The sequence below is a fragment of the Oculatella sp. LEGE 06141 genome, from assembly GCF_015207605.1.
Classification (GTDB): domain Bacteria; phylum Cyanobacteriota; class Cyanobacteriia; order Elainellales; family Elainellaceae; genus Oculatella.
Map to the genome: position 1 here is coordinate 174,154 of NZ_JADEWO010000005.1, position 24,847 is coordinate 199,000.

Here is a 24,847-nt window from a genome sequence, read left to right on the forward strand (position 1 = left end):
GGAGCACTACACCTGATGCTGAAGTTTAGACTCTAAATCTTCCATCTTGACGCGCTGGCTGCTTCTTGGATCTAGTGCGTCTCGTAAGGCATCACCAACCAGGTTGAATGCGAGGACGGTCATGAAAATCATCATACCGGGGTAAAACATTATGCCGGGTTCGCTTCGAAAGAATTCTCGACCGTCGTTGATCATGGCTCCCCACTCTGGGGTAGGCGGTTGAATCCCTAATCCTAAAAAAGACAGTCCAGAAATTTGCAAAATTGTTACACCGAGGTCGAGCGAAGCCAGAACAATAATTTCAGAAATCGCATGAGGCAGAACATGTTTGAGCATTAATGGAAACGATCGAGTTCCAGACACGATCGCCGCTTTCACAAAGTTGCTCTCTTTAACCCATAGCACTTTACTCCGCATAATCCTGGCATACCAGGCCCACTGTGCGATCGACAGGGCTATCACGATGTTGAATGCCCCTGCTCCCAGAATGCCAACAATTGCCAGTGACAAAATGAGCTGGGGAAAGGCTAACAGAACATCACAGAGGCGCATGATCAATGCGTCCAGTTTGCCACCGACATAACCGGCAACCATTCCAGCCAGAAGACCCAGGGTAACGCCCAACGTCATGGCAGCAACGGCGATCGACAGCGAAATCCGCGCACCATAAATGAGACGAGAGAGAATGCACCGCCCCAAATGATCTGTACCCAATGGAAACGCCCCACCAGGAGATTGCAGCTTCTTCAACAGATCCACTTGAAATGGATCATGGGGAGCAATCAATGGAGCAAAAATAGCGGCAATGGTGACACAGAGAATGATGCCTAATCCAATCCATGCCAGCTTGTGTGCGAGTAGTCGTTGAAGAATAGCCATAGTAATTACTCAATGAGCCGATTCGTTAACGCCGCCTAAACGAATACGCGGATCAAGATAACCATAGACAAGATCAACAATTAAGTTAACCGAGACAAACAAGAACGCGCTGAGACAAACGAAGCATTGAATTACCGGATAATCGCGGCTGAGAATTGCCTTAACCATAAAGCGCCCTACACCAGGCAATGCAAACACATTTTCGACAATGACGGCTCCTGATAAGAGGTGAGCAAAGCTTAAACCAAAGAAGGTAACAACCGGGAGAAGTGCATTTTTGAAGACGTGCTGACCAATGACCATCCGTTCAAATACTCCCCTGGCGCGCGCATAAAGCACATAGTTTTGGCTCAAGCTGTCTAGCATACTGCTACGCAGGAGGCGTGTACAAATAGCAGCGGGGCCCCAAGCCAGGGTAATAGCTGGCAACACAAAATGGGCGAGCGTTCCTGATCCCATTACGGGAAACAGTTTGAGCTTGAGGCTGAACAAATAAATTAGTAAAAAGCCAAGCCAAAAGGAGGGGATAGCTGTTCCGGTATAGGCAAACATGCGGCTCATCTGATCAAACATGCTGTTTTTGTAGAGCGCAGCCAGAATACCTGCTGGCAAAGCGATCAGCAAAATCAGGATGGCGGTGAAACAGGTCAGTTTTAGGGTAACAGGTGCGTAATGAAGAACTTCCTGAAGTACAGGTTCACCTGTGACGTACGAGTTGCCAAAGTCTAGATGAAGAACATGCCATAACCAATCGAAGTATTGGATAGGAAGGGGGCGATTAAGCCCCAGTCTTTCTCGCATGGCGGCGATCGCCGCTTCTGTCACGGGGACTTGGTTGACCCGAAGCACGACAATTGCCGGATCGCTAGGCATCAACTGAATCAACAGGAAGGTAATTAGAGAGATTCCCAGTAGCACTGGAATTAATTGCAGGATACGCCGGACGATATAATGCTGCATTACCTGTTCTCTATGCCTTATCTAGTTTGCTCAAGGGCACCTGGTTAGCTTGTGGCATAAACTCAAATCCACTGAGATTTTTGTGAAAAACCGCAATATTGGTGGAATACGAAATCGGCAGATAAACGGCTTGTTCATGCAATGTAGTGAGAACCTCTTCATAAAGCTGCCGCCGGGTGGTTTCGTCCGTACTGACCAATACCTCACCGATCTTGCGATCGATCTCAGCTTTCATTGGTAGACCGGATTGCGCTTCATAGTCCGCATGGGCAGGGGCACGCATAGAGGACATCATGGCCTGAGGTTCATAAGGAGGCCCCCAGGTGTCGTTGAAAATGAGATGGAACTCACCGCTGGTTTGCCGATCTAACCAGGATTGTTCTTCCTCACCCAACAGTCTCAAATCGATCCCGACGACTCTCAGGTCAGCCTGGAGCGCTTCTGCAACCGCTTTATCAGCATTATTCGTTGCATTAAATGATAATTCTACCGTTAAGGGCTGCCCGTCTTTCTGCCGAGTGCCCTGCCCTTGTCGTTGCCATCCTGCTTCGTCTAGCAGTGAATTGGCGCGGTCTACGTCATAGGCATAGGGTTGAAGCCCAATATCAGCATAAGGCACTTCATTGGAGAAGTACGTGTCAGCCTGGGGTTCAGTGTTGTAGAAAACTGCTTGAATTACAGCACTTTTATTAAAAGCGTGCTGAATCGCCTGACGAACCTGCAAGTCTTGTGTTGCGCCACGGCTAGAGTTGAGGGCGATCGCTCTGGTATTTAACGGTGGAGAGACTTCTGCCTCATATTCACCCGAATCTTGTAGCCGTTTGAACGCATCTAAGCTAATCAGGCCACTGCCGTAGATCAGATCAATTTCTCCATTCTCAAAGGCTAATGCGCGAGTCTCCCCATCTGGAATAATCCTGACGGTTACTTGTTCTGCTTCGGGTGGATTGCCCCAATAGTTCTCATTGCGCTTGAAAACGGCAAGGCTATCCTTACTGTAGTCTGCTAAGACCCAAGGCCCCGTCCCGATCGGAGCTTTAATTCCCTCAGCGGTTGTCCCTGAATCTGGAAATGCCTTGGGGGACAGGAAGCGAACCGGACGAATTAGCGTTAATTCTTGTAAGGCAGGGTAATAGGCATTTTTCAAATATATTTTTAGAGTACTCTCGCCCTCTGCCTCAACCCGATCCATTTCCTGGATTAATCCCAGCCATTCATGCTCATCCCGATTGTCCAGAACCTGTTCGAGGTTTGCTTTTGCCGCTGCCGCATTGAAAGGGGTTCCATCTGAGAACTGAACGCCTTGACGCAATTGGAAGGTCATTAGCTTTCCGTCTGACGAAACCTCCCATTGTTCAGCCAAACCCGGCAGAATTTCACCACCTCGACCGTAGTTCACCAATGACTCATAGACCAGGTCTTGGGCAAACATTTGGCTGGGATTGTACAAATGCGGATTGAGGGGGCCGATATCCTCCGACCAGGAGAAAATGATCTCTTTCGATGTCTGAGTTTCACTCTGCGGCTGGGCACAACTAGGCAGAACAATGAGTGCTGCTACTGCTACAGCAAGTAAAGCCCTGAAAAGATTTTTCATGCAATATCAATATCCCTTAGATAGATTCAGGTGAGGAGCGATCGCCAAAAAACAATTGGTTCGCACCGACGCTGGCAAGGCTCATTACTCTCATTACTTCAATGAAATGACTTGAGGATAAACATTACCATTGAAAACAGAGATTCGACAATGCAGGGGGGAGGTATAAAGAGACATATAAAGTTGAAGCTTTATTCTTTTTTAATTTTCGAGTATTAGAGGATGTCTTAAAAGTCTGATTTGTAGCCCGACACCCATAGGGGCGTAGCATTCGGGCAGTGCTTCTGGGTCTTTTTTAAGGGCTATTTGCCGAATGCTACGCCCTTACATTTGATACTTTTCAAACAATTTTTTTAGAACATTACCAAAAACTGCTTTGAACAGTATTGATAGCGATTTGACCTAAATCCCCCCATAAGGCATTTCAAAGGCTGGGATCGAGTGGTAGGCTTTGGTGTCAGAAAAGGGCTATAGACTGCTTGACCTTTAAGTGGACTTTAGCCTTTTTGTTAACAACAAATGTGTTGAAGTATACGAGGCTAAATAATGACCAGCAAACTTGTTGACACTTGGCTAACTAATTCCAGAGAAGAAGACAACATGTTTGATGATCATTACCCGCTGTGGCAGGTCATGATTAATCGAATGTCTGAAACAAGCCTGGAGGGGAAGACTGTACTTGACTTTGGTTGTAATCAGGGTGGTTTTTTGCAGGTTCTTTATCAGCAGAAGCCATTTCAAAAAGGAATTGGAATTGATGTCGCTCGGCAATCCATCCAAATTGCTAATGACAGAAAAGGAAATTTGCCGCTCGTCTACGAAGCTCGAGATAATTTAGATTCATTTCAATCCGCTATTGATATTGCCTTTAGTCACGAAGTTCTGTACCTGATCCGCGACTTGAAGCGGCATTCACAGGAGATGTATACTTGTCTACAATCAAAAGGAACATATTACGCTGCTTTAGGCTGCCATGCAGACAATCCATTGTGGCCAACCTGGAAAACAATGATTGAAGCAGAGTCTAATCTTGAAGTGCAAAACTATAGTTTGAATTTCATTGCCGACACGTTTCGGGATGCGGGCTTTTCTGTTTTTGCTCAGAAGTTTATGCTAAACGACTTTATATTGATGAAAGAAAGCAACGTCTATTTCCCGAATGTCCTTGATTCTCTCAACTACTACTGGGATTACAAAATTTTATGGAAGTTTGTTAAGCCATAGTGCTGCATTGCTCGGTCACTTCTCCGAGTCTGCAAGCAGCGCAATGTGGAAACAAGTTCAGCTTAAAGACGATCGATGGCTCTGGTGATGTGGTGAGTGTCGCCACCGAGAATGGCAATTTGACACAGTCGATCTCCTTGTATTCTCGTCAGGAGTCGATCGAGGATCTCTGATTGAATCAGGGGTGTAAGCATGTGTACTTCCGCCCCTTTAGGAATACGAATTAAATAAGATCCGGTAATCAGGCAAGAGTCATAGGCTGACAGTAACGTGAAATTCTCGCAAAACGATGTCAACCCTATTCCCTGGAAGTTGAACAACACATGCAACGATTCTATCGGTCCTTATCGGAGAAGGATCGTCGGCGCTATGCGGCAGTAGAAGCTTTCAAACTGGGATGGGGTGGCATTACGTACATTAGCCAATTCTTCGAGTGTGATGACAAACTGATTCGCAACGGCATGAAGGAATTAGAGCAAGAGGCGGTGTTAAACCAGAGCGGAGTTAGGCAAAGCGGAGGTGGAGGAAAATCCGCATTCGAGACGATTGAGGGACTCGATGCCGCGTTTTTAAGAGTGATTGCCCAACATACAGCAGGTTTGCCGATGGATGAAACGGTGAAGTGGACAAATCTAACACGTCAAGAGATTGCTGAGTTACCGAAGAGCCAAGGGATTGCAGTCAGTGTCACGGTGGTAGACCAATTGCTCGAAAAGCATCACTACCGTAAACGGAACGCTCAAAAGCGACTGGCAACCGGAACGCACCCGAGAGCGAAATAACAGTTTGAGAACATCGAACGCTTGAAAGAGGTTTACCAAGCTGCAGGCACTCCGGTATTGAGCATGGACACAAAAAAGAGAATTGATGGGTCAATTGTATCGAGAAGGACACCTGTACATGCAGGAGAGTGGAGTCGAAGTGTTTGACCATGACTGGAAGTCATTGGCAGAGGGTGTGGCAATCCCTCACGGATTGTATGACCTGGCGCTCAACATCGGCTATGTCCAGATTGGCACCTCCCATGACACCTCTGAGTTTGCCTGTGAAGCGATTGGCCAGTGGTGGAACCAATATGGTTTCCATCAGTATCGAACGGCAGGTTTGATTCTCCTACTCTGTGACGGGGGTGGCAGCAACAGTTCCCGTCAGGTATCCGTACAGGGAGTCAGGCGACTGGCGAAGAAAAATTAGCAGGGGTTGAAACTGGCAACAACGAGGGAGCAGGTAAACCCTGACGCTGGGCTTGACAGGCATCAGTCAAATAATCCAAAACATGGCGCTGTCGCCGCCTTCAAGAAGTCACGACAGTCATCATGCGTCCGACGAATAGACTGCCTTCGGCACGTTGAGAACCATAGCTACATTTTCGCCATAACACCGCTGGACGGATGGCTTGCTCTGCTGCATTGTTGGTGGGTTCGATACCCTCCACTGTGACGAATAACCAGAGTGCAGGTTCTAGCTTTAATAATTGGCAACAAGTCCTCACGGTTTTCGCCAACGGGGTTTTCTCACCCTCGGCAATGGCATAATCGGCATCTTCGGTGAGTAACTGATGTACGCTCTTGCGAATCGGTTCAACCTCGCTGAGCAATTGTGTGCGTTCTAGTGTTCCATCTCGCACCCGATGCCATAATTCAAACAATTGCTCGTGTTGTTTGAGCAGTGCTTCTCCCAACTCCCGACTCACCCCACGACGCTGGGCAATTTTCGTGAAATTGCGTTTCAAATGTGCCCAACAGACTTGCCGTTGCTTCATGGCTAGCCAGTTGTAAGAACTGTAGCGGTCACTGTTAACATAGCCAGCAAATGCATTTCCCGATATCGTTTGGGCAGCAGTTTGAGAACGGCTCAATAGCACCTGGAAGTAACACACCCAAGGAGTCACCACGACCCATAACCAGCCTTTGGTGCCCGTTGGATTTGCTCCATCGGCGTTACCTTGCTGGAAACTGGTTTCATCGACACTGACTCGTGCTTGCTGCTGCACATACTGGTGGGCTTCGGTCACGGGCACTGCTACAGCCTCGCTGATGGCTTGGCGCAATCGCCCCACACGGCCCACCGACATCTCGACCTCAAAGATTTCTGCTAACAGCCGCACCACCATCCGATGACTTTGGCGATATTCCCCACTCAATCGTCCCACTAAAGCGCATAAACGGTCGCCATACCGACTGCCATCTACTACTGCGCCATCATACGCACGAGTTCTTACCCCACAACTCGGACAATCCAAGGCATGAAACCGATGCTCTACGACCATTGGACGCAGGGGTGGAATCTCGACGATTTGACATCGTTGGGGTGCTGCATCAGAACCACTTAATGCCTCGCCGCACCCCCAACAATGGCTGGGGTAATGCTCTTCAATCCCAGTGCACTCTTCCGCTGCATACAACCTCTGCGAGTGTCCTTCATGCCCCGGTTGACCTCCCCGTCTTTTCTTGCCTTGCTCTTTAGGCTTCGGCTTAAACCCTGGCAACACATCTTGTGAAGGGGGTGCGACGAATTCTGCGAGTTCCGCTTCAACTGTTCTTCCAGGTGCTCTTGCTGCTCTTCTAAAGCCGCAATCCGCTCCAGTAATTGCTCCACTAATCTCTTGACACTCTCTGGGGTCTTTTCCCAGTCGGTATCAGAAATCTCGGCAAGAAAATGGGGCGGTTGGTTTTCCATAGGATTGAGACTATCAGTATTTCCTGAAATTGCCTACTTTTCGCCCGTCACCCTCTGTATGGATACGATTGTTCTAGCCTGTCCTAGCCTTTCGTCTTGTACTCAAAGTAAACGACAAAGACGGACTGTAACGCTTCGTCCAGAGCAGCAATATAAGGCATTACAAAGCGCACGGCAACGAGCCACAACAAAGGATTATAAGAAGGAGTATGCACGACGTGCAGGCATTGAAGGAACACTTTCTGAGGGGATTCGTGCTCATAGCCTTCGTCGTGCTCGATATAATATATTGGTTTAGCAAAAACTCATTTACAACATCTCTTAACTGCAACGGCGATCAATCTAAAACGAGTTTTCAATTGGTTATTGAGCACTCCTCATGCCACAACTCGTGTCTCTCAATACGTCAAGCTCATGGCTGAATTGGCAGGTTAAGCAATGTTTCGCCAGCAGTATCAAAATTTGCGCAAGAGCCCAAATAATGTGAGACGCGACACCATCTGCCGTCGCAAATGACATAATGAAACTCAGGAACTTAATGGGGATTGAATCGGGACGCTCCTATGGTTTCACTGACCTTGCCACTGGTGCTGGAGACAACAGAGGTTCATCTCACCGATGAGCAGTTCTACCAGCTTTGCCGCAGTAACCCTGACCTGTCCATTGAACGGAGTGCTAAGGGAGCTTTGATTGTTATGTCACCTGTTGGTGGGGAGGGCGGTAGCTATGAGTCGGAGTTCGGGATTGACTTGGGCATCTGGAATCGTCAGTCCCAATTGGGCAAAACCTTCAGCTCATCCACCCTGTTCAAATTACCCAATGGGGGCGATCGCTCTCCAGATGCGGCGTGGGTCGAGCTATCTCGCTGGCAAGCTCTCACTCTAGAACAGAGACGCAAATTCCCCCCCATTGCCCCTGACTTTGTGATCGAGTTACGCTCTCCTGCTGATGATTTGGAACTGCTGCACTCAAAGATGCTGGAGTACATGGATGCTGGAGTTCGATTGGGCTGGATGTTCAATCCCCAGGATCAACAAGTGGAGATTTACCGCCAGGGTCAACCCAATGAGGTGCGACAACTGCCGACTGAACTCTCTGGCGAAGTCGTGCTGCCCGGTTTTGTCTTGTCCGTAAACCGCTTTGAGGACTGAGGAGGAATTTCAGGCAGCCTGAGGGGGAGGAAACTGTTTGCGGTTACTTGCAAACTCAACGCCATTGAGGAAGGTGTACAGGGAAGCGTTGGCACAGCGAACAACATTCACATAGTGGCGCTATTGAGTCTACCACCTCTATCCTTGGCGATCGCTCTCTCCCAACCCTTGCCGCACCGTTGCCACACGGTTGATAAACTTAAAATCCTTGATACACAACGATTTCAAGCATTTCTATTTTCTAGATCTGCCGCTTAAGTGTCACCTACGCCTCCCTAATTCCTTATCTTTATCCTTATCCTTATCTAGCTTTAAAGTCTCGGTCTTTTGCTACCATCAACCCACGCTGCACCACCACTCTCGCGATCGTTGAGTTCTACTTTCCTTTTTTGTAGTTTTTCATCGCCTTTCTTACATAATTTCACTTTTGACTCAATCAACGGACTCAAATCCTTGCACAGCATCGCTTATAGCTTTGTTAACTGACATAAGAGGCAATCGTTTCTTTTCGTTACTCTTCTTTGTTCTTCTTCTAGCTCGGTTAATTTCCTTTACTTTTTCTGTTGAGTTTCGTTGCTAAAGCAACCTTTTTAACAAAGGCGATCGATTTACCTGTAGCCTCAAATTCTCGCTATAGCTCGATCGTAGACATTTCCTACTTTGTTAAGAAAGATCCTACTAATGCATAGGAGTTCATGTTGAGTTCAACGCGAGATGAAGGCAGCAGCACGCTTCTTTCGCAAAGTACTCAAGGGTCAGCACATTCAGACTCCACGAGTCATTAATGTGGACAAGAATGCCGCTTACCCAGTGGCAATGCAAACCCTGCAAGTAGATGAGACGGTTGCAGAAGAGACGGAGTTACGGCAGAGCAAGTATTTGAATAACGTCATTGAGCAGGACCATAGAAATATCAAGCGAATTGTGAAGCCGATGATGGGGTTCAAGACGTTTAATAGCGCCAGAAGAACGTTGAGCGGGATCGAAGCAATGAATGAATATGATTCGGAAAGGACAAGTGAAAGAAGTCAACAAAGGGGACAGTATATCTCAAGTAAAATTTATCGAAGCGAGCTTCGGAATTGCTGCTTAAGGGAATGCGATCAATATCGATCGTTTGTCATTAATAAGTTCTTGCGACACAACCGTCTTTCGTACCAGCGCGATCCACTAACTCATAGCCTCAAATATCTGCTATATCTCGCTCCTAGATCTTCCCTTCCGTGTTAAGAAAAATGCGTCTAATGCATAGGATAGGTGTATGAAGTAAATTAAATCCTTTCATAATAAATTAATATATGGTTGCATTGTTCGTAAGAAGCAAATCAACTAATTCTTCATTGCCTTGTGCAACTGCAATATGAATTGCACGAAGTCCACGCTGATTAGTTGAATTAATATCGATACCGCGATCAATTAAACTTTGCGCGACCAAAACTCCAGATTTACGATGTAAGGTCGCGTGTAGCGGTGTTTCTCCCAGACGATTGCTGATATTAACTCTTGCTCCGGCTGATAGTAAACATTCAGTAGCTTGTTGATTCTGTGAGTAAGCTGCCTGCCATAAAGGTGTACTACCATCTTCTGCAATTGAATCAATATCTGCTCCTAGCTCTACTAATCTTGCAACAACATTTGAACAACCTGATCTGGCGGCTACATGTAAAGGTGTGAATCCTTTATAGTCCCTTAAATAAATATTTGCTCCAGCAGATATTAATGAATTAAAAATATGAATATTTTTTACAGAACCGTGCAGATGCAGAACCGTGGCTCCATTACTATCAAGCACATTATGAACACTTGCACCAACTTGAATTAGAAGCCTAACCACATTTAAGTGTTGAAACTCAATAGCATCGAAGATCGGATACGTATTTAACTTTGTATAAGTTTCATTTACATTGAAACCTATATTTATAAAAGCTCTAATCTGATCAATCCTACCTAACATAACACTAGCGTACTCATCAACCAAAACTTCTTTCTTTAGAAGAAATTCAACAATTTCAGGGTTTTGACATTGAATCGCATAGTGTAGAGCGAGATACGAATCTTTACTACATAAATTGAGGTTTGCACCATTCTCTGCCAAGCATCTCATTACATCTAAATAGCCTCCTCTGGCAGCCCAGTGTATAGGAGCTTTTCCAGATTCATCTAAAGAATTAACGTCTGCACCTGAGCTAATAAGCATCTCAACAACTTGTCGTGAACCACTTCTAGCAGCTAATGATAGAAGTGACTTTATACCTTCAAAAAAACTATTCATGGTTGCTAGATTTATTGTCTTAGGACACCTGGATACGCTGTTGTGATGAGATGAATATTGCCTATTGGTCTAACAGAGCCGGAAACAGTTGCAGGGATGTTAGCTCCCGGCAATATGATAGATGCAGACCAATCTCCATTAGGTTTGCAGCCGTCCTTCAAATAAGCTTCTCCAATAGCCTTTATTACATCATCCTTACTCATTATATCAGGGAAAAATGAAGAGGTTTTTCTGGCTTCTGGATTACCTGGTAGATAAAACGTAGCTTCGTAAGGACTACCCCATGCACTTGAAGGAATCTGGTTTTCATCCAACCATTCAAAATCATAACCTTCTAGTGCCAGTGCTGTGGAATGAAATCCAGTTACCCCACCAAAGCGTGTGTCTGGATAAAAAATGTGATCTTCGTCAATCTCATAACGACAGACTCTATTTCTTGCATTCTCAAGTGTAGCTGTGTAAGTAATGGCTCCAATGGTTGCAAGGATGGCGAAGATTGCTAAAGCAGTTGCAAAGTCTCCCATACCACCACTAGTAATAGCAGTAAACCCAGACGGGTCTTGCATCATCACTGGATTTGCATTTGCATAAAGATATTTATGCAGAGTCAGAGGTTCAGCTAACCTACCTTCATAAGTGTCACGTCTAGTGAATCTTCCTGTGTCTGTATCGTAGAACCGCTGTCGGAGATAGTAATCACCTAAACCCCGATCAAACTGCTCTCCTGCAAAGAGGTACTTATTCTCTGTCGCGCCCGTTTCGCTGATGGTTTTCCCAAAGGCATCATAAAGGTAGCTCTTAACAGCACTCCCAGACTCATTTGTCAGTGCCGTTGTACTACCTAAAGCATCAACATGATAATATGTCGTGCTATCTACATAGGTTTGTGAATCATATTGGGTCTGAGAAATTAAATCATTCCCGTAAATATAAGAAGTTAACAACGTGTCATTGCTTGCATATTCTTCTAGCACTTGAGCATAAGGCTGATTAGCATCAACTATATACCGTGTTTCTTGCCCATCAGCAATTGAGACAACTCGAATACCACTAGTGTCATATTGATACTTCAGATACTTAATGCTTGTTGTTGTGCTAACATCCACTGCGACTAGGCGATTCTCATCATCCCAGACATAAACCGTCTGCTGATCCCCAACTTCCTTAGAAATCGTATTCCCATTGTTGTCATGGCTATAGGTTGTGATAACCGTATTGCCGTTAATCTGGCTGAACGTTTCAGTTAGGAGGCGATCGTTGTCATCATAAACATAGATTGTCGTGCCCTTAGTGGAATCAATCTGACCGAGACGATTGCCAACATTGTCATAGGTGAAGTCGATCGTCTGAACCACTCCTCCAACAATTACCTTCTCCCGCTCTAAGCGATAGAGATCGTCATAATCATATTCTGTTACTCTTCCTGTGTGATCTGTCACAGAGAGGCGATTACCAGCCTTATCCAAGGTGTAGGTGTAGCTGGTGAGAATCTCTTTATCACCCTCCCCATACAGCTTGCTGGTTTCCAAATACTCCAACTGGTTGAGGTCGTTGTATTGGCGGATCTCAGTTATCTCATTTGGGAATTGGGTTTGGATCAGATTGCCGATCGCATCATAGCCATAGCGAGTGACACCCCCATTCGGATCAACAACCGTCTCCAACCAATTCCGCTCGTTGAAGGTATAGTTGGTTGTACCCGAAGGAACCTCAACAGAGGTGCGATTGCCTGCTGCGTCATACTGATACTCGATCGTATACCCATCACTGGTATAAGCCCCAGTTGGGTCTTTGCGACCCATCAACCAATCGCGCTCATTATAGGTAAACGTTGTAATGCCACGACCATCTGTAATGCTCTCAACCTGTCCTATCAAGGTGTAGGTGTAGCGAACATCGGGGTCATCCTCAAAATCCTTCAACACTAGACGGTTTTGTGCATCGTAGCTATAGGTTGTGGTCTCTCCATTGAAGTCAGTCACAGACTGGACATTACCGACTGCATCATAGGTGGTACTCGATCGCTGTCCTAACGGTAGAATGACTGCCGTGCGCCGTCCAGCTTTATCGTATTCATAGCGCGTCTCATGCTCATTCGCATCTTCCACTTCAACTAGACGACCCAGTTCATCGTAGGTGTACTCTGTCCAGTGTCCTAAGGCATCTTTCACTCCAGTTAGTCGTCCGATCGCATCATAGCGATATGCTGTCACCTTACCGTTTTGGTCTGTCACAGACTGTCTGCGATCCAACTCATCATAGGCAGTGCTAACTGAGGTGCCGTTGTGGAAACGGGTCTCGATGGTTCTACCCAGCTCATCATAGATGAATTGAGTTTGATGACCGAGTGCATCAATATCAGCAATCCGCCGTCCAGCTTCGTCATACTGAACAGTGCTTCTGGGATTGTCAGTTAAAGTCTCTGGCGTGTTGTCGGCATAAATTGTTTCAATGAGTCTCCCTGCCGCATCGTAACGATATTCCGTGCGATTGCCACGTTCATCAATTTGCGCTTTGACTTCACCCGTGAGGTAGTACTCTGTGATGGTTCTGGGGTTATCTGCTAAGGTATCTGGCGTTGAGTCGGCGTAAATCGTTGCCACCAGTCTGCCAAGCTCGTCGTACTGGTAGTGTTTGACTCGTCCAGCCTGATCGATTGTGGCAATTTTTCGTCCTGCTGCATCATAACTGGAGCGAGTTCTGGGATTGTCGTCTGAGTTGTTGGGGGTCTCATCCGGCAGAATCGTTTCAATCAACAAGCCACTATCATCGTAGCGATACTCCATACGACGCTGAAGGGCATCAATGACGGCAGTTTGTTTCCCATTCGCATCATACTCATAACTCGTCGTCTGCTGCTCCGGGTCAGTCACCGTTTTCACCTGTCCCTCTTTGTCATAACTCCAAGTCGTTACCAGTTCCTGGACACCCGTTGGAGTAGTGACGTTGCGGGTTTCGCTTAAACGATTGCCGTTGGCATCATAGCTGTAGGTCGTCGCGTGATTTAGGACATCAACCATCCGAGTCAGGTTGCCGCGCTTGTCATACTCAAAGTAGGTGACTTGATTGGCAGCATCACTAAAGGATTTGAGATTCCCTCTGGCATCATAGCTGTACTGAGTCAGTTGTCCCTTCGCATCCTGGGTCGAGAGCACATTGCCATACCCGTCGTAGCTGTAGCTCGTTGTGTTTCCTAACGCATCAGTTTCGCTAGCAGAACGGCTAAATGTGCGGGTGATCTGGTCAAAGATTTTGTGGGTGTAGTACGTGACATTGCCAAGCGCATCTGCTTCTGTGAGCTTGTTGCCTCGACTATCGTAGGTGTACTTGGTGGTGAAGCCTGTCGTACCGGAGCGATCGATATCCCATCCGATTGAGAATCACTGCCATCGTGCTGGGTGCAGGAATTGCTCAACGGCAAATCCCTGCTGACGTAATTATTCTAATGCTTGCTGAACCGTTAATCGGGTGTAAGCAATTGAGCTTTCAAACGTTGGGTCTTGTTGAGCATGAGCTTCTGCGAGGGCTTGTAACGCGATCGCCGCTTCGGGGTGCTTCTCCTCCCACCGTTTACTTCCGCTATAGCCCACTTGAGCACCGACGCAGATGATACCGCTCCGCCGTTCTGCCAGTCCTAGTGTAATATTGGCTCTGCCCCACCCGAATACTCGCTCTGCTAAACGAGCGTTAAATACTTCACCGTCATCCGGGCTTGAAAGTCCCGACGAGCAGCCCCACTCATTTTGGAGGCAGCCAAACGGAGGTCTTCAATTTGAGACGCAGTGAGCGGCTCTTTAGAACACTCTTGGCTTTTCAAACACTGACTCCTTGATTTGCAGGAGGATGATAACGATCTTAAGCGTTTGGGTAAATTCATTTGCCAGAAATCTCCTTAGTCCGTTTTCTTGCCGTTCTTGCGGATATGAGTGAACTGGCATTCTGGACATTGCATTGGAACTCATCCCAATTCCTCCCTCGATGCAACGCCATAATTTGAGACTCGACACCTGCTATACAATCAGATAGCTCGATCAAATTGCCTGTGCAACCTCGACAGACTCTAGTCCAAGTTTTCTCCACATTCGCTCAGTTTGAAGCCGATCGCTTTAGCCACTGGGCGATCGATGCTCATCTGCGGCGAAATATGCAGCAATCGGAAACTGAGCTTGGAGAATCAGAAGAATTTTGGGTGCTGCACTGGCATCGGCAGCACCAAAGTGAACTTCCGAGCAGACATCTCGCCGCCTATGTGCAGGAAGTGTGCTACTGGGCAGCGCGCCGCATTGCTGCTAATCCGGGTGATGCGTTTGGCTTGCCCGATCGATTTCAAATTGCGATCGCCACCCTGCCAAAGGTGCTGCAAGGCTACCGCGCTGAACAGGGAGCTAGTTTAAGAACCTATGCGCTGCTGAGCTTCAGCAACACGATTCGCGATCGCCTACGTCATCAGCAAGAATCGAGTCGTCGCACTGACTGGGGGCTGCTGCGAAAAGTCAGCCAAAAATGTCTGACCGAAGCTTTGCAAGCGGCGGGACTGGACGAGGACGCGATCGCCCGTTGCCGGCTAGCCTGGGCAGGATTCAAGCGGCTGTATCTGCCAAACACGACCGCGACTCGCCAGCTTGCTGCCCCCGACGCTCAAACCTGGAAGGCAATCGCAGACTTTTACAGCCGCCAGCGATCGGACGCGATCGATCCGGCAACAATCGAGGGCTGGCTAAAAGTTTGCGCCAAACAGATTCGCGCCTATTTATCTCCACCAATCACGTCACTGAATCTGCAAAAGTTTGAGGATGGATTGGGTGAAACGCAGGATGATTTGCCAGACCAAGCCGATCCGCCAATGGAATCTCTGATCGCCCAAGAAGAACTGCGAGCGCGACAGGAACAGAAAATGCAGATCAATCGGGTGTTGAAGACGGCGCTAGAAACGCTCGATCCGCAGATGCAAACGTTGCTGAAACTTTACTACCAGCGGGCATTGACGCAGCAGCAGATTGCTCATCAGCTTGATATTAAGCAATACACCGTTTCGCGGCGACTGAGCAGTGCCAAAGAAATTTTGCTCAAGGCAATCGTTCGCTGGAGCCAGACCACGCTGCATATTTCACTGACTTCGCCCACAGTGCAACAGATGAGCCTTGTTCTTGAAGAATGGCTCCAAACGATTCCTTGGCAGGAAGAATTATGACGCTCATGTTTGATACATCGATACGATTAGAAATTCCAGACTTCGTTTTCACTGAAGCTTGGCAACAGCAGCAAAGCATTCAAGGCGATCGCTGGCAGACCTACCTCAATCAAATCTGCTTTGAAACCATACAACAGTGGCTAACCGAAAAATTTGGAGGTTCTGTTAGACGAGTTGAGCCATTGGGTTCTTCGTCTGCGTGGGAAATAGTCAACGGCTCTGTGCTTGCAGTGGCAGAAACGCGACTTGTTTTAATTTCAACAGATGCGATCGATCGCTTAGAGGTTCGGGTTCCACAGGAATGGATTGATATTCCTAACTGGGTTGGAGATTACTATCTAGCGATCGAAGTTGATACCGATGACCAGTGGATCGAAGCTTGGGGATATACGACCCATGAACGGTTAAAAACTGTGGGTGAATACGATTCAGACGATCGATCATACTGTCTCAGCAGTAGTGAACTAATTACAGACTTAAATGTACTCTGGACAATGCTTGAACTCACGTCTGAACCAACCCGTGCCGCTGTGCCAGAGCTGCCTCCCTTAATAGAAACTCAAGCAGAAAATTTGATTAACCGATTGTCTCAAGCAGAAATTCCACGTCTGGAGATTCCCTTCACTCTGTGGGGAGCTCTGCTTGCTAACATGCAATGGCGACAGCAGCTTGGGCGATCACGGCAGTCTTCCTCGCAATCGACCTCAGCACATTTAAGCCGCTGGTTGCAAAATCAGTTCGAGGCTGGCTGGCTGGCGATCGAAAATTCGCTTAATTCACCTGCGTTAGCTTTTAGCCTGCGGCAAGCGGAAACCACAGCGGCAGTTCAGCGAGTTAAGCAAATTGTTTTGTCTGCTGAAGTCACTATTTTGATGCTGATTTGGCTTGAATCGGGGGCAGGCGATCGAGTTGCAGTTCGAGTGCGCGTTTTGCCTGTGGTTGAACCGCTGCTACCTGCAAACCTCACCTTGAGTTTGCTCACTGAAACGGGCGAAGTTCTACAGTCAGTGCAGGCGCGTCAGCAAGATAATTCAATTCAGCTACGGCGCTTTCGCTGTCCAGTGGGAACGTCGTTTCGGTTGCAGGTGGAGTTAGAGGATGCCAGGGCGAGCGTTTCAGAAGATTTTGTGGTTTAGCGAACGGAGCAGTCGGAGTTGCGATTTTTCTCTACTAACTTTGAAATAGCCCTGCCCTTCTTTCCAGCCCACCTCGAGCGCCATGAGTCAGCTTGTTGTTCTCAACTTTACGCAAGGCAACTTAGAGCAGGGTTGCCCGACTGCGATCGCTCAGCTTTGGCAAGGTAATTCAGCTACACCGATGCAGTTTCTTGCCAGTTTGCCACCTGCACCGGAACTCGATCGGCTCTATCAGCGGTGGCAACGTCTCTATGCTGCACTCTATGCCTACAAAGGATGGCAGGCTCGATCGGCTGCAGTTCGATCGATCGAAATTGATGACGATGACGATGACATTACGCAAATTTCGGAGGCCGAGTTCTACAACTGTGGGCACGAGGTGCAGCAGGCGATCAACACCTGGTTGGGTACAGCGTCGTTTGCGGCGATCGATCGTCAGCTTCGAACTTACTTAACACCAGATGATGAGATTCGCTGCATTTTTACGGCTGTCGATCGCGCTTTGTTACAGTTGCCCTGGCATCTGTGGCAGTTTTTTGAAGACTACCCAAACGCAGAATTGGCGTTGAGTTTACCAGAATATTCTCGCGCTGCTAGAACGTCACCCACGAGCCGATCGAAAGTGAACATTCTGGCGATTTTGGGCGACCAGCAGAACATTGATCTTGAGCGTGATCGACAGCTTTTACAAGACATTCCTGATACGAACTTGAAACTGTTGATTCAGCCGGATGTTCAGCAGTTTACCGAGCATCTGTGGCAGCAGGGCTGGGATCTATTGTTTTTTGCAGGACATAGTTCGAGTCAGGGCAAAGGGCGAATTCACGTGAATCCGACAACGAGCCTGACGATCGAGCAGTTGCGCTACGGACTGAAGCGGGCGATCGCATCAGGACTGAAGCTAGCCATTTTTAATTCCTGCGATGGTTTGGGGTTGGCCTGGGACTTGGCTGATCTACAGATTCCTCAGGTAATCGCCATGCGCGAACCCGTGCCCGATCGCGTTGCCCAGGAATTCCTCAAGTCGTTTCTGCTGGCTTTCTCAACTGGGCAATCACTCTATGCTTCAGTGCGACAAGCCCGCGAACAGTTGCAGGCACTCGAAACCGACTTTCCGGGCGCAACATGGCTGCCCGTTCTCTGTCAAAATCCCGCTGAAGTACCGCAAAGCTGGCAGGAATGGAGCGGGAGAGAGAATGCCACGTTGCCCAACCCCGAATTACGCCCCAGAAATCGATCGCTGAGCTGGCGCGGTTTGCTAGCGGGCAGTTTGCTAGTGACGGGCTGCTTGCTGGGAGTGCGATCGCTCGGTTTGCTTCAGCCTGCGGAACTGTGGGCGTTCGATCGATTGCTCAGCCTGCGTCCGCTAGAATCACCAGACGATCGCTTTTTAATTGTGACGATCGATGAGGCAGATATTCAAGCGCAAAATGCCAGCGATCGGCGCGGATCGCTCTCCGATGCCGCCTTGAATCAAGCGTTAATCAAGCTTCAGCCAGCGCGGGTGATTGGGCTGGATGTGTACCGAGATTTTGCCTCGAATCTGCCGCCTCTAGCCGAGCGACTGCGAGACGATCGCCGCTTGTTCGTTGTCTGCAAACGGTTGAGCGGCGCGGAAGACGCGATCGGGATTGCCCCACCGCCGGAGATTCCTGCTGCTCAAGTCGGCTTTAGCGATTTTCTCACCGACGATGACGGCGTTTTGCGACGACACCTGATGCTAATGTCTCCTGATTCGCAAGCATCTTGTGCGGCTCCCTATGCGTTCAATATGCAGCTTGTCTTCAGCTACCTCGACAAAGCCGAAATTTCTGCCCACTTCAACGCTGACGGCAATCTACAATTTGGCGATCTAGTTCTGCATCGGTTGCAAGATCGGGCAGGCGGATATCAATCGATCGATGCACGTGGTAATCAGCTTTTACTGAACTATCGATCGCGTCCTCTGCAAGCGATCGCGCCCTCCGTCTCGTTGACGCAACTGCTCAAAGGCGAGGTCAGCTCTGCCCAAATTCAAGACCGGATTGTACTAATTGGTGTAACGGCTGTTGGCAGTCAAGATGTCTGGTCAACGCCCTATGGCAGTGGGCGATCGCAGCAGGTGTCCGGCGTATTTCTGCAAGCGCAAATGGCGAGTCAGATTCTTAGCGCCGTTCTCGATCGCCGCTCACTGCTCTCAGTCTGGCCGCAGTGGGCAGAGGGATTATGGATCTGGATCTGGACATTGGCAAACGGCGTGTTCATCAAACTGGGGCGCTCCAGGCTGCATCAGGGGCTAATCCTGCTCGTCGTGCTGAGCGGCTTAACCGGAACTAGCATGTTTCTTTTAGTAGAAGGAATATGGGTACCGCTGTTTCCGGCGAGTCTGGGCGTTCTAGCATTGGGCGGCGCTGTCTCTTACGGGAACGCGAATCTGAGAAAATAGTCAAGCTTGAATGCGTCACGTCCGGGAAAACGTATGAGTACGAATCGATTTCAGCGTTGGGCGATCGCCTGTCTTAGTGTGATTGCCATCACACAGCCCGTCTGGGCGAATCCTGTTGTTACTGATAGCCGCATCATCTTCAACGCGCCACCACCACCGACCGATCAGGGGGCACCGAGGGGGCGATCGCAAGGGGGCGCAAGTCGCGGTAGCTGTGAGCAATATCAGGAGTTGACGGCACTGGTACCTACGCCCGAAGGACGTGTTTGGGGATTGACCGCAAGTGAACACCCAACGCTTTGGTTCTACCTACCGAGTGCTTTAACGGCTGATGTAGCGATTGAGTTTGTTCTGCAAGATGCGACCGATCAAGAACTGTATCGGACTCAGTTCACCTCAGACACACAGCCCGGATTGATTCGCCTTGCCGTTCCTGACACGGCACCTGCCATGGAGCCAGATAAACCCTACTTCTGGACACTGGCAATCTACTGCAATCCGGCTCGACCTTCAGAGTCCGTGTTTGTGCAGGGAACCGTGCAGCGATTGCGCCTCACCCCCAATCAGCAACGCCAGTTTGCAGCAGCAGCACCGCTGGAGCGATCGCGCCTTTATGCCGCATCTGGCTTGTGGTACGACAGTTTAACAATGCTGGCAGACTTAAGGGCAACAGACCCCGCACAGGCTGAAACCGCCTGGCTAGAGTTGCTGCGGCAGGTTGGCTTAGAAGCAGTGGCTGAGCAGCCGATCGCCCCTTGTTGCACTCCTCAATAAGCCAAGTTGCTCAATCGGGGCAGTTTACACACCCTCTAATCGACCTGTCGCAAAAAATCTGTATTGCATCCAGCCATTTTTCAAAATTCTGCTGCTGAGACTGCATAAGTGCCGAAAGTTGCCCGCAAAAGTGAAGTAAGGAGTTCAAGAGACCGATGAAAACCGAATGAAGACAGACTGATAAGCGATCGTCTTGCTTCATTCCCAAAGGCTTCAAGCAACTTCAATCTGCTAGATCAAGCAATTGATGCTGACAGATTGTGCTGCCTTATTTTCAGTTGGCTCTAACTCTAACCCTTGTCACTTAAGGACTGAACATCATGGCAACTTTCAACGGCACCAACAGCAATGACACGCTCAATGGCGGCAAAGAAAAAGATATCCTCAACGGATTGGCAGGCAATGACATTCTTAATGGTGGTCTGAACTCTGATACTCTCCTGGGCGGAGCCGGAGATGACACTTTATTGGGCGGCGACGGTAATGATATCCTCAGACCCTACGGCGGCAAGTTTGAACAAGGTTCGCCTGTTGAATTGGATACACTAACTGGCGGCAACGGCAGCGACTTGTTTGACCTCAGAGATTCGACTGGCAGCCCTGCTTATCTCAATGACGATGCCCTTGATTCTAATTCACCCAAAGGCTTTGCCCTAATTACAGATTTCACCCCTGACCTCAATGCTGGTGCAGGCGACAAAATTCAGCTTCAGGGAACTGCTTCTGAATACCGTCTTGTTCCTGTATTTTGGGGACAACCGTTTGGACAGGAGAACACCGCTAATGTTGTGGATGCTGCTCTTGTCTTTGTAGGGCCAAAGGGCGATAAACAGGATGTGGTTGCGGTGCTGCAAGATGTTTCGGCTCAGACAATCACCAACTCCAGCGGCTTCTTAAACAACTCGAATGTGTTTGTCTTTGACCCCAATTATATTCATCCGCAGCCCGATACTGATACACCTGGAGGCACACCGGGTGTACCAGATTCGATCAACCGAATCATTGGTACACCGAAGGCAGACACTCTACAAGGAACGGCAGGAACGGACTTGATTTTGGGTCTAGGTGCGAAAGATGTGCTTGCAGGTGGTGCAGGCAACGACATTCTAGTGGGAGGGGCAGGCGGGGATACACTCAGCGGCGGTGCTGGTGCTGATCTGTTTGTCTTCAATAGATTGAGCGACAAAGGCGATCGCATCATTGATTTCAACAAACAAGAAGGTGACAAACTGGCGTTTGACCTCGATGGTTTTGCAGGGCTGCGATCGGGAGTATTAAAGGCGAACCAATTTGTCAAAGGCGCACAGGCTCGCGATGGCAACGATCGCTTCATCTACGACCAGCGCAGTGGTTCCCTGTTTTACGACAAAGATGGCAAGGGTGGTGTGGCTCAGGTAAAAATCGCCACATTCGGAGAAAAGCCTGCCCTCACCGCTCGCGACATTATTGTTGCTGCCTCGCCGTTCTAGAGTTAACCGATTCACCTTCAAGAGATGCAGTGAAGCCAATTATGACAAGATTGGCTCTCTGCCCTCAAAAAATTTTGTCCTAACCTTATCTCGCTATATCACTTACATTTTCATTCACAAAGGAGTTCAACTCATGACGATGATTCGACCGATCGCCCTCCGCAAAGCGCTACTTCATACCCTTCTCAGCATCAGCATACCGCTTGCCGGTTTTGTCGCTCAATCTTCAGCAATGGCAGATTCCCCCTCAATGAGGGTTAGACCCTCAACGTCCCTGTTCTGTATAGAAGTTGATAATGCTGGCCCCTCGATCGATATTCCAAATATAATCGACACTTTATTTGGGTGCTACGAATTGCGTTTGAATGGCGAGTCTATCAGTTTACAAGGCCGATCGCTGAAAGAAGCGATTGCTGGCCTGGAACATCACAAAAGTACTCGCCCTAGTGTTCAAGTTGATGGCTATTTCAACGGCGTTAAAATCGGCTACGAACTGTATTGGGATGGGGTGCGGGTTGGCTATGAGCCGGGTTGGACATTGCAACAGGCGATCGAGAATTTGGAGCAGAATAAAGCTGCTTATCCTGATACACAGGTAGAAGGCCGTTTCTATGGTTACAAAGTTGGCTATGAACTGTACTGGGACGGAGTGCGCGTCGGCTACGAGCCAGGTTGGACTCATGAGCAAGCCCTTGAAAACTTGCAATGGAATCAGCAAGCCTATCCCAATACAGTTGTGCAAGCCTCCTACAATGGTTTTCCACTGCGTTAATTGAAATGAATTGAAAGCGATCGCATTTCTGGAATTGCCTGCGGCAAGCTGATGCTTCTATAAGTTGGATAAAGGCAATGATGTCCCATCTTTTGTGTTGAACTATTGGAATTTGAAACACTATGGTGAGTAATAGCAATTTCATGAAAGGGTTAGTTTCTACAGTTCATACAAGCATGGTTGGCTTGCTGATGGGAACCTTTGTTTTGTCGCCTCTCGCACTGGCAGATCAAGGCGATCCGAATGGCGCAAACAATTTACCTCAGCCCGGATGGGGCCTGTGGTTTCCGCGATCACAAGCCACAGGCGCAAACTTTGACTCTGGGTTTTCCAATTCAGAACTCGGTGGATTCATGGATTTTGAGGCGTTTTGTGAGTCAGCCGGAGCAGGTGCAGAAACAAACTACTGGTTTCGCCTCACGACGTCGCTCTATCGGATAGGAACAGGCAGTGTCGAGTATGGCTGCTGGCAAAATGGCCGATTTGTGACAACCAACAGCGGTAGAGCAATTCTGAGTGGTGAGACGGTGGACTGCCTGTATGTGCGAGCGCTTGGCAGCAACGGTCTCAACATCCGCGCCGAACCTTCAACCCGCAGCCGCATTTTGCGGACAGTGCGAAACGGTTCCAGAGTCACGCCATCCGCTTATCCCGCCATTATCCAAGAAAGCGAAGGTCGTAACTGGGTCGAAATTCGATCGCCCATTAGCGGCTGGATATCAGATGATGCTTCCACTAGCCAAGGCAATTTGACCATGTGCGATCGCTAACCTGGTGTGAAGAAAGGATTAGCTGCCGCCGCGATCGCTTCTCAATTGCGAACCCTTCAGGTTATGGTTTGATTCCAGTCCAAAGTACGCTTAGCGAATCTACGCTGCCTGAAGTCGTCATGCCCCGTTGTCCGCTTGTCTGCTTGCTATCTGGCGCGATCGCCCTGCTCTATTCGCCTGCCACATCTGCTCAAATTGTGCTGGACGGCAGCTTAGGAAATGAGCGCGCGCGCATTCAGCGCGATGTCTTGGTGAATGGTCAATCGGTGGATCAAATTGAAGGCGGCATTCAGCGCGGCGGTAACTTATTTCACAGCTTCGAGACGTTTAATGTGAACGATGGGCAGCGCGTGTATTTTGCCGCACCCAGTGGAATCGATCGCCTTTTAGTGCGGGTGACAGGAAGGGGGCGATCGCGCATCAACGGCACATTAGGCGTGTTGGGAACAGCAGATTTTTTTCTGCTCAATCGCAACGGTATTTTATTTGGGCGCAATGCCCGTTTGGATGTCGGCGGCTCGTTTGTGGCTTCTAGCGCATCTGCCATTGAATTTGGCGATCGCGGCGTATTTAGCACAAATTCGACTCAGCCACCCTCACCACTGCTGACCATTCAACCCACTGCTTTGCTCGTGAATTCCCTGCCGCAACCGATTGTGAATCGATCGAGTGCGATCGATCCGACCTCACCTCATATTGTTGGACTTCAAGTTCCAGCGGGTCGAAGCTTGTTGCTGATCGGTGGCAATATCCGGCTGAATGGTGGTGTGCTGACGGCTCGCGGTGGCGTAGTTGAACTCGCTGCTGCACAAGGAACCGTACCGCTGTCACAAGGGGAACACACCTGGCAAATTGCACCATCCGTCCGCGTTCAAGGCAATGTGGTGCTACAAAACCAATCTGCAATTCAGGTAGAGTCCGCCGCTCGCGGTAGTGTGGCGCTATATGGCGAAGCGATCGCCCTGCAAAACAGCGGCATCACAGCAGGAATTGCCGAGGGACTCGGCGGGTCTGCCAGTCAAGCAGGAGACATCACGCTGAGTGCAGCCAGAGCCGTTCGATTGCAAAATAGCGTGGTGTCAAATGTATTGAGTGCAGGCGGGCGTGGACATGCGGGAGACATTCATCTCCAGGCAGAAGCCATTTCTCTGAGCGATCGCGCTCAAATCCAAACAAGTACACGATCGCAGGGCAACGCAGGTGACCTGAACATTACAACTGGGTCGCTGTCGCTCACCGGCGGTTCAGGTTTATTTGCCACCACTAGCGATCGCGGCAATGCTGGAAATATTTGGATTCAAGCGCAAGATGCTGTCGTATTTGATTTCAGTACAGCCAACAGCACGGTTGATCCGGGTGCAATCGGGCGAGGTGGCAGTATTGCGATTACAGCAGAGTCGTTGTCGCTCATACGCGGGTCGTCTCTGATCGCCGCCGTTTTTGGCAGTGGTAGGGCGGGTGCCATCAATCTCAATATTGATGGGCCAATTCGGCTAGACGGCAGCGATCGCCAAGGCAATTTCAGCTTAATTGCCAGCGCAATTGGGC

The 24,847-nt window shown here is 48.8% G+C and carries 19 protein-coding genes and 3 pseudogenes; 14 read left to right on the plus strand and 8 right to left on the minus strand.

The annotated features are described in order from the left end of the window. Positions 1 to 6: 6 nt before the first annotated feature. From opp1C to nikA, 3 genes are read right to left on the minus strand one after another with little or no spacing between them, the layout of a single operon-like run. The gene (opp1C, locus tag IQ268_RS06015; protein ID WP_193876543.1) at positions 7 to 879 is read right to left on the minus strand and encodes a nickel/cobalt ABC transporter permease; all 873 of its coding nucleotides are present in this window, start codon (positions 877 to 879) and stop codon (positions 7 to 9) included. Between the two features lie 9 nt (positions 880 to 888). Continuing rightward, positions 889 to 1,839, minus strand: coding sequence for a nickel ABC transporter permease (nikB, locus tag IQ268_RS06020; protein ID WP_193876545.1), 951 nt, complete (start codon positions 1,837 to 1,839; stop codon positions 889 to 891). A 10-nt stretch (positions 1,840 to 1,849) separates the two neighbouring features. Beyond that, positions 1,850 to 3,436: a nickel ABC transporter substrate-binding protein gene (gene nikA / locus IQ268_RS06025; protein WP_193876547.1), complete on the minus strand. Its 1,587-nt coding sequence runs from the start codon at positions 3,434 to 3,436 to the stop codon at positions 1,850 to 1,852. Between the two features lie 546 nt (positions 3,437 to 3,982). On the opposite strand from nikA, the gene IQ268_RS06030 reads away from it, so the two are divergent. The 3 genes and pseudogenes from IQ268_RS06030 to IQ268_RS32770 all read left to right on the plus strand — a co-directional run. Further along, on the plus strand, positions 3,983 to 4,660 hold the full coding sequence (locus tag IQ268_RS06030; RefSeq protein WP_193876549.1) for a bifunctional 2-polyprenyl-6-hydroxyphenol methylase/3-demethylubiquinol 3-O-methyltransferase UbiG: 678 nt from the start codon (positions 3,983 to 3,985) through the stop codon (positions 4,658 to 4,660). A gap of 323 nt (positions 4,661 to 4,983) precedes the next feature. Further along, positions 4,984 to 5,442 carry a hypothetical protein gene (locus IQ268_RS32765; RefSeq protein WP_193876551.1) on the plus strand — a complete coding sequence of 153 codons (459 nt, stop codon included), beginning with the start codon at positions 4,984 to 4,986 and terminating at the stop codon, positions 5,440 to 5,442. Positions 5,443 to 5,521: 79 nt separating this feature from the next. Continuing rightward, a pseudogene (locus IQ268_RS32770) lies at positions 5,522 to 5,854 on the plus strand (ISAzo13 family transposase); the annotation flags it as partial. On the opposite strand, the pseudogene IQ268_RS06045 reads toward IQ268_RS32770, so the two are convergent. Further along, positions 5,829 to 7,339: pseudogene (locus IQ268_RS06045) on the minus strand (IS66 family transposase). The pseudogenes IQ268_RS32770 and IQ268_RS06045 sit on opposite strands and share 26 nt — an antisense overlap. Before the next feature lie 79 nt (positions 7,340 to 7,418). On the opposite strand from IQ268_RS06045, the pseudogene IQ268_RS06050 reads away from it, so the two are divergent. The 3 genes and pseudogenes from IQ268_RS06050 to IQ268_RS33310 form a co-directional block, all read left to right on the plus strand. Further along, positions 7,419 to 7,774, plus strand: a pseudogene (locus IQ268_RS06050) (transposase); the annotation flags it as partial. Positions 7,775 to 7,902: 128 nt separating this feature from the next. After that, positions 7,903 to 8,490: a Uma2 family endonuclease gene (locus IQ268_RS06055; RefSeq protein WP_193876555.1), complete on the plus strand. Its 588-nt coding sequence runs from the start codon at positions 7,903 to 7,905 to the stop codon at positions 8,488 to 8,490. A gap of 714 nt (positions 8,491 to 9,204) precedes the next feature. Continuing rightward, positions 9,205 to 9,720: a DDE-type integrase/transposase/recombinase gene (locus IQ268_RS33310; RefSeq protein ID WP_193876557.1), complete on the plus strand. Its 516-nt coding sequence runs from the start codon at positions 9,205 to 9,207 to the stop codon at positions 9,718 to 9,720. A gap of 61 nt (positions 9,721 to 9,781) precedes the next feature. Here the strand turns inward: IQ268_RS33310 and IQ268_RS06065 are convergent, their stop codons facing one another. The 4 genes from IQ268_RS06065 to IQ268_RS32110 all read right to left on the minus strand — a co-directional run bounded on the left by IQ268_RS06065 (position 9,782) and on the right by IQ268_RS32110 (position 14,579). Further along, complete coding sequence (locus tag IQ268_RS06065; protein WP_193876560.1) at positions 9,782 to 10,762, minus strand: ankyrin repeat domain-containing protein; 981 nt, start codon at positions 10,760 to 10,762, stop codon at positions 9,782 to 9,784. Positions 10,763 to 10,773: 11 nt separating this feature from the next. After that, positions 10,774 to 14,136, minus strand: a complete 3,363-nt coding sequence (locus IQ268_RS33315) for an RHS repeat-associated core domain-containing protein (protein ID WP_339383613.1) — start codon at positions 14,134 to 14,136, stop codon at positions 10,774 to 10,776. 63 nt (positions 14,137 to 14,199) lie between these two features. Continuing rightward, positions 14,200 to 14,352, minus strand: coding sequence for a hypothetical protein (locus IQ268_RS32105; RefSeq protein ID WP_228035129.1), 153 nt, complete (start codon positions 14,350 to 14,352; stop codon positions 14,200 to 14,202). Between the two features lie 86 nt (positions 14,353 to 14,438). Further along, the gene (locus IQ268_RS32110) at positions 14,439 to 14,579 is read right to left on the minus strand and encodes a hypothetical protein (protein ID WP_228035130.1); all 141 of its coding nucleotides are present in this window, start codon (positions 14,577 to 14,579) and stop codon (positions 14,439 to 14,441) included. A 225-nt stretch (positions 14,580 to 14,804) separates the two neighbouring features. Here IQ268_RS32110 and IQ268_RS06085 point away from each other — a divergent pair, with 225 nt between their 5' ends. The 8 genes from IQ268_RS06085 to IQ268_RS06120 all read left to right on the plus strand — a co-directional run. Beyond that, complete coding sequence (locus IQ268_RS06085; RefSeq protein WP_193876564.1) at positions 14,805 to 15,953, plus strand: sigma-70 family RNA polymerase sigma factor; 1,149 nt, start codon at positions 14,805 to 14,807, stop codon at positions 15,951 to 15,953. Beyond that, on the plus strand, positions 15,950 to 17,089 hold the full coding sequence (locus IQ268_RS06090; RefSeq protein WP_193876566.1) for a DUF1822 family protein: 1,140 nt from the start codon (positions 15,950 to 15,952) through the stop codon (positions 17,087 to 17,089). Before IQ268_RS06085 ends, IQ268_RS06090 begins: the two co-directional genes overlap by 4 nt. A gap of 82 nt (positions 17,090 to 17,171) precedes the next feature. Then, on the plus strand, positions 17,172 to 19,514 hold the full coding sequence (locus IQ268_RS06095) for a CHASE2 domain-containing protein (RefSeq protein ID WP_193876568.1): 2,343 nt from the start codon (positions 17,172 to 17,174) through the stop codon (positions 19,512 to 19,514). A gap of 33 nt (positions 19,515 to 19,547) precedes the next feature. After that, positions 19,548 to 20,288, plus strand: coding sequence for a DUF928 domain-containing protein (locus IQ268_RS06100; protein ID WP_193876570.1), 741 nt, complete (start codon positions 19,548 to 19,550; stop codon positions 20,286 to 20,288). Between the two features lie 320 nt (positions 20,289 to 20,608). Next, positions 20,609 to 21,757 (plus strand): calcium-binding protein, encoded by a 1,149-nt coding sequence (locus tag IQ268_RS06105; protein WP_193876572.1) that lies wholly within the window; start codon positions 20,609 to 20,611, stop codon positions 21,755 to 21,757. 133 nt (positions 21,758 to 21,890) lie between these two features. Beyond that, positions 21,891 to 22,529, plus strand: coding sequence for a hypothetical protein (locus IQ268_RS06110; protein WP_193876574.1), 639 nt, complete (start codon positions 21,891 to 21,893; stop codon positions 22,527 to 22,529). 122 nt (positions 22,530 to 22,651) lie between these two features. Next, positions 22,652 to 23,299 carry an SH3 domain-containing protein gene (locus IQ268_RS06115; RefSeq protein WP_193876576.1) on the plus strand — a complete coding sequence of 216 codons (648 nt, stop codon included), beginning with the start codon at positions 22,652 to 22,654 and terminating at the stop codon, positions 23,297 to 23,299. After that, a partial coding sequence (locus tag IQ268_RS06120) for a filamentous hemagglutinin N-terminal domain-containing protein (RefSeq protein WP_193876578.1) occupies positions 23,287 to 24,847 on the plus strand: 1,561 nt, incomplete at its 3' end. The genes IQ268_RS06115 and IQ268_RS06120, both read left to right, overlap by 13 nt.

Excerpts from the sequence above, each read along its gene's own strand:
- opp1C (WP_193876543.1), bottom strand. The coding sequence starts at position 879 with ATGGCTATTCTTCAACGACTACTCGCACACAAGCTGGCATGGATTGGA.
- nikB (WP_193876545.1), bottom strand. The coding sequence starts at position 1,839 with ATGCAGCATTATATCGTCCGGCGTATCCTGCAATTAATTCCAGTGCTA.
- nikA (WP_193876547.1), bottom strand. The coding sequence starts at position 3,436 with ATGAAAAATCTTTTCAGGGCTTTACTTGCTGTAGCAGTAGCAGCACTC.
- IQ268_RS06030 (WP_193876549.1), top strand. The coding sequence starts at position 3,983 with ATGACCAGCAAACTTGTTGACACTTGGCTAACTAATTCCAGAGAAGAA.
- IQ268_RS32765 (WP_193876551.1), top strand. The coding sequence starts at position 4,984 with ATGCAACGATTCTATCGGTCCTTATCGGAGAAGGATCGTCGGCGCTAT.
- IQ268_RS06055 (WP_193876555.1), top strand. The coding sequence starts at position 7,903 with ATGGTTTCACTGACCTTGCCACTGGTGCTGGAGACAACAGAGGTTCAT.
- IQ268_RS33310 (WP_193876557.1), top strand. The coding sequence starts at position 9,205 with ATGAAGGCAGCAGCACGCTTCTTTCGCAAAGTACTCAAGGGTCAGCAC.
- IQ268_RS06065 (WP_193876560.1), bottom strand. The coding sequence starts at position 10,762 with ATGAATAGTTTTTTTGAAGGTATAAAGTCACTTCTATCATTAGCTGCT.
- IQ268_RS06090 (WP_193876566.1), top strand. The coding sequence starts at position 15,950 with ATGACGCTCATGTTTGATACATCGATACGATTAGAAATTCCAGACTTC.
- IQ268_RS06095 (WP_193876568.1), top strand. The coding sequence starts at position 17,172 with ATGAGTCAGCTTGTTGTTCTCAACTTTACGCAAGGCAACTTAGAGCAG.
- IQ268_RS06100 (WP_193876570.1), top strand. The coding sequence starts at position 19,548 with ATGAGTACGAATCGATTTCAGCGTTGGGCGATCGCCTGTCTTAGTGTG.
- IQ268_RS06105 (WP_193876572.1), top strand. The coding sequence starts at position 20,609 with ATGGCAACTTTCAACGGCACCAACAGCAATGACACGCTCAATGGCGGC.
- IQ268_RS06110 (WP_193876574.1), top strand. The coding sequence starts at position 21,891 with ATGACGATGATTCGACCGATCGCCCTCCGCAAAGCGCTACTTCATACC.
- IQ268_RS06115 (WP_193876576.1), top strand. The coding sequence starts at position 22,652 with ATGGTGAGTAATAGCAATTTCATGAAAGGGTTAGTTTCTACAGTTCAT.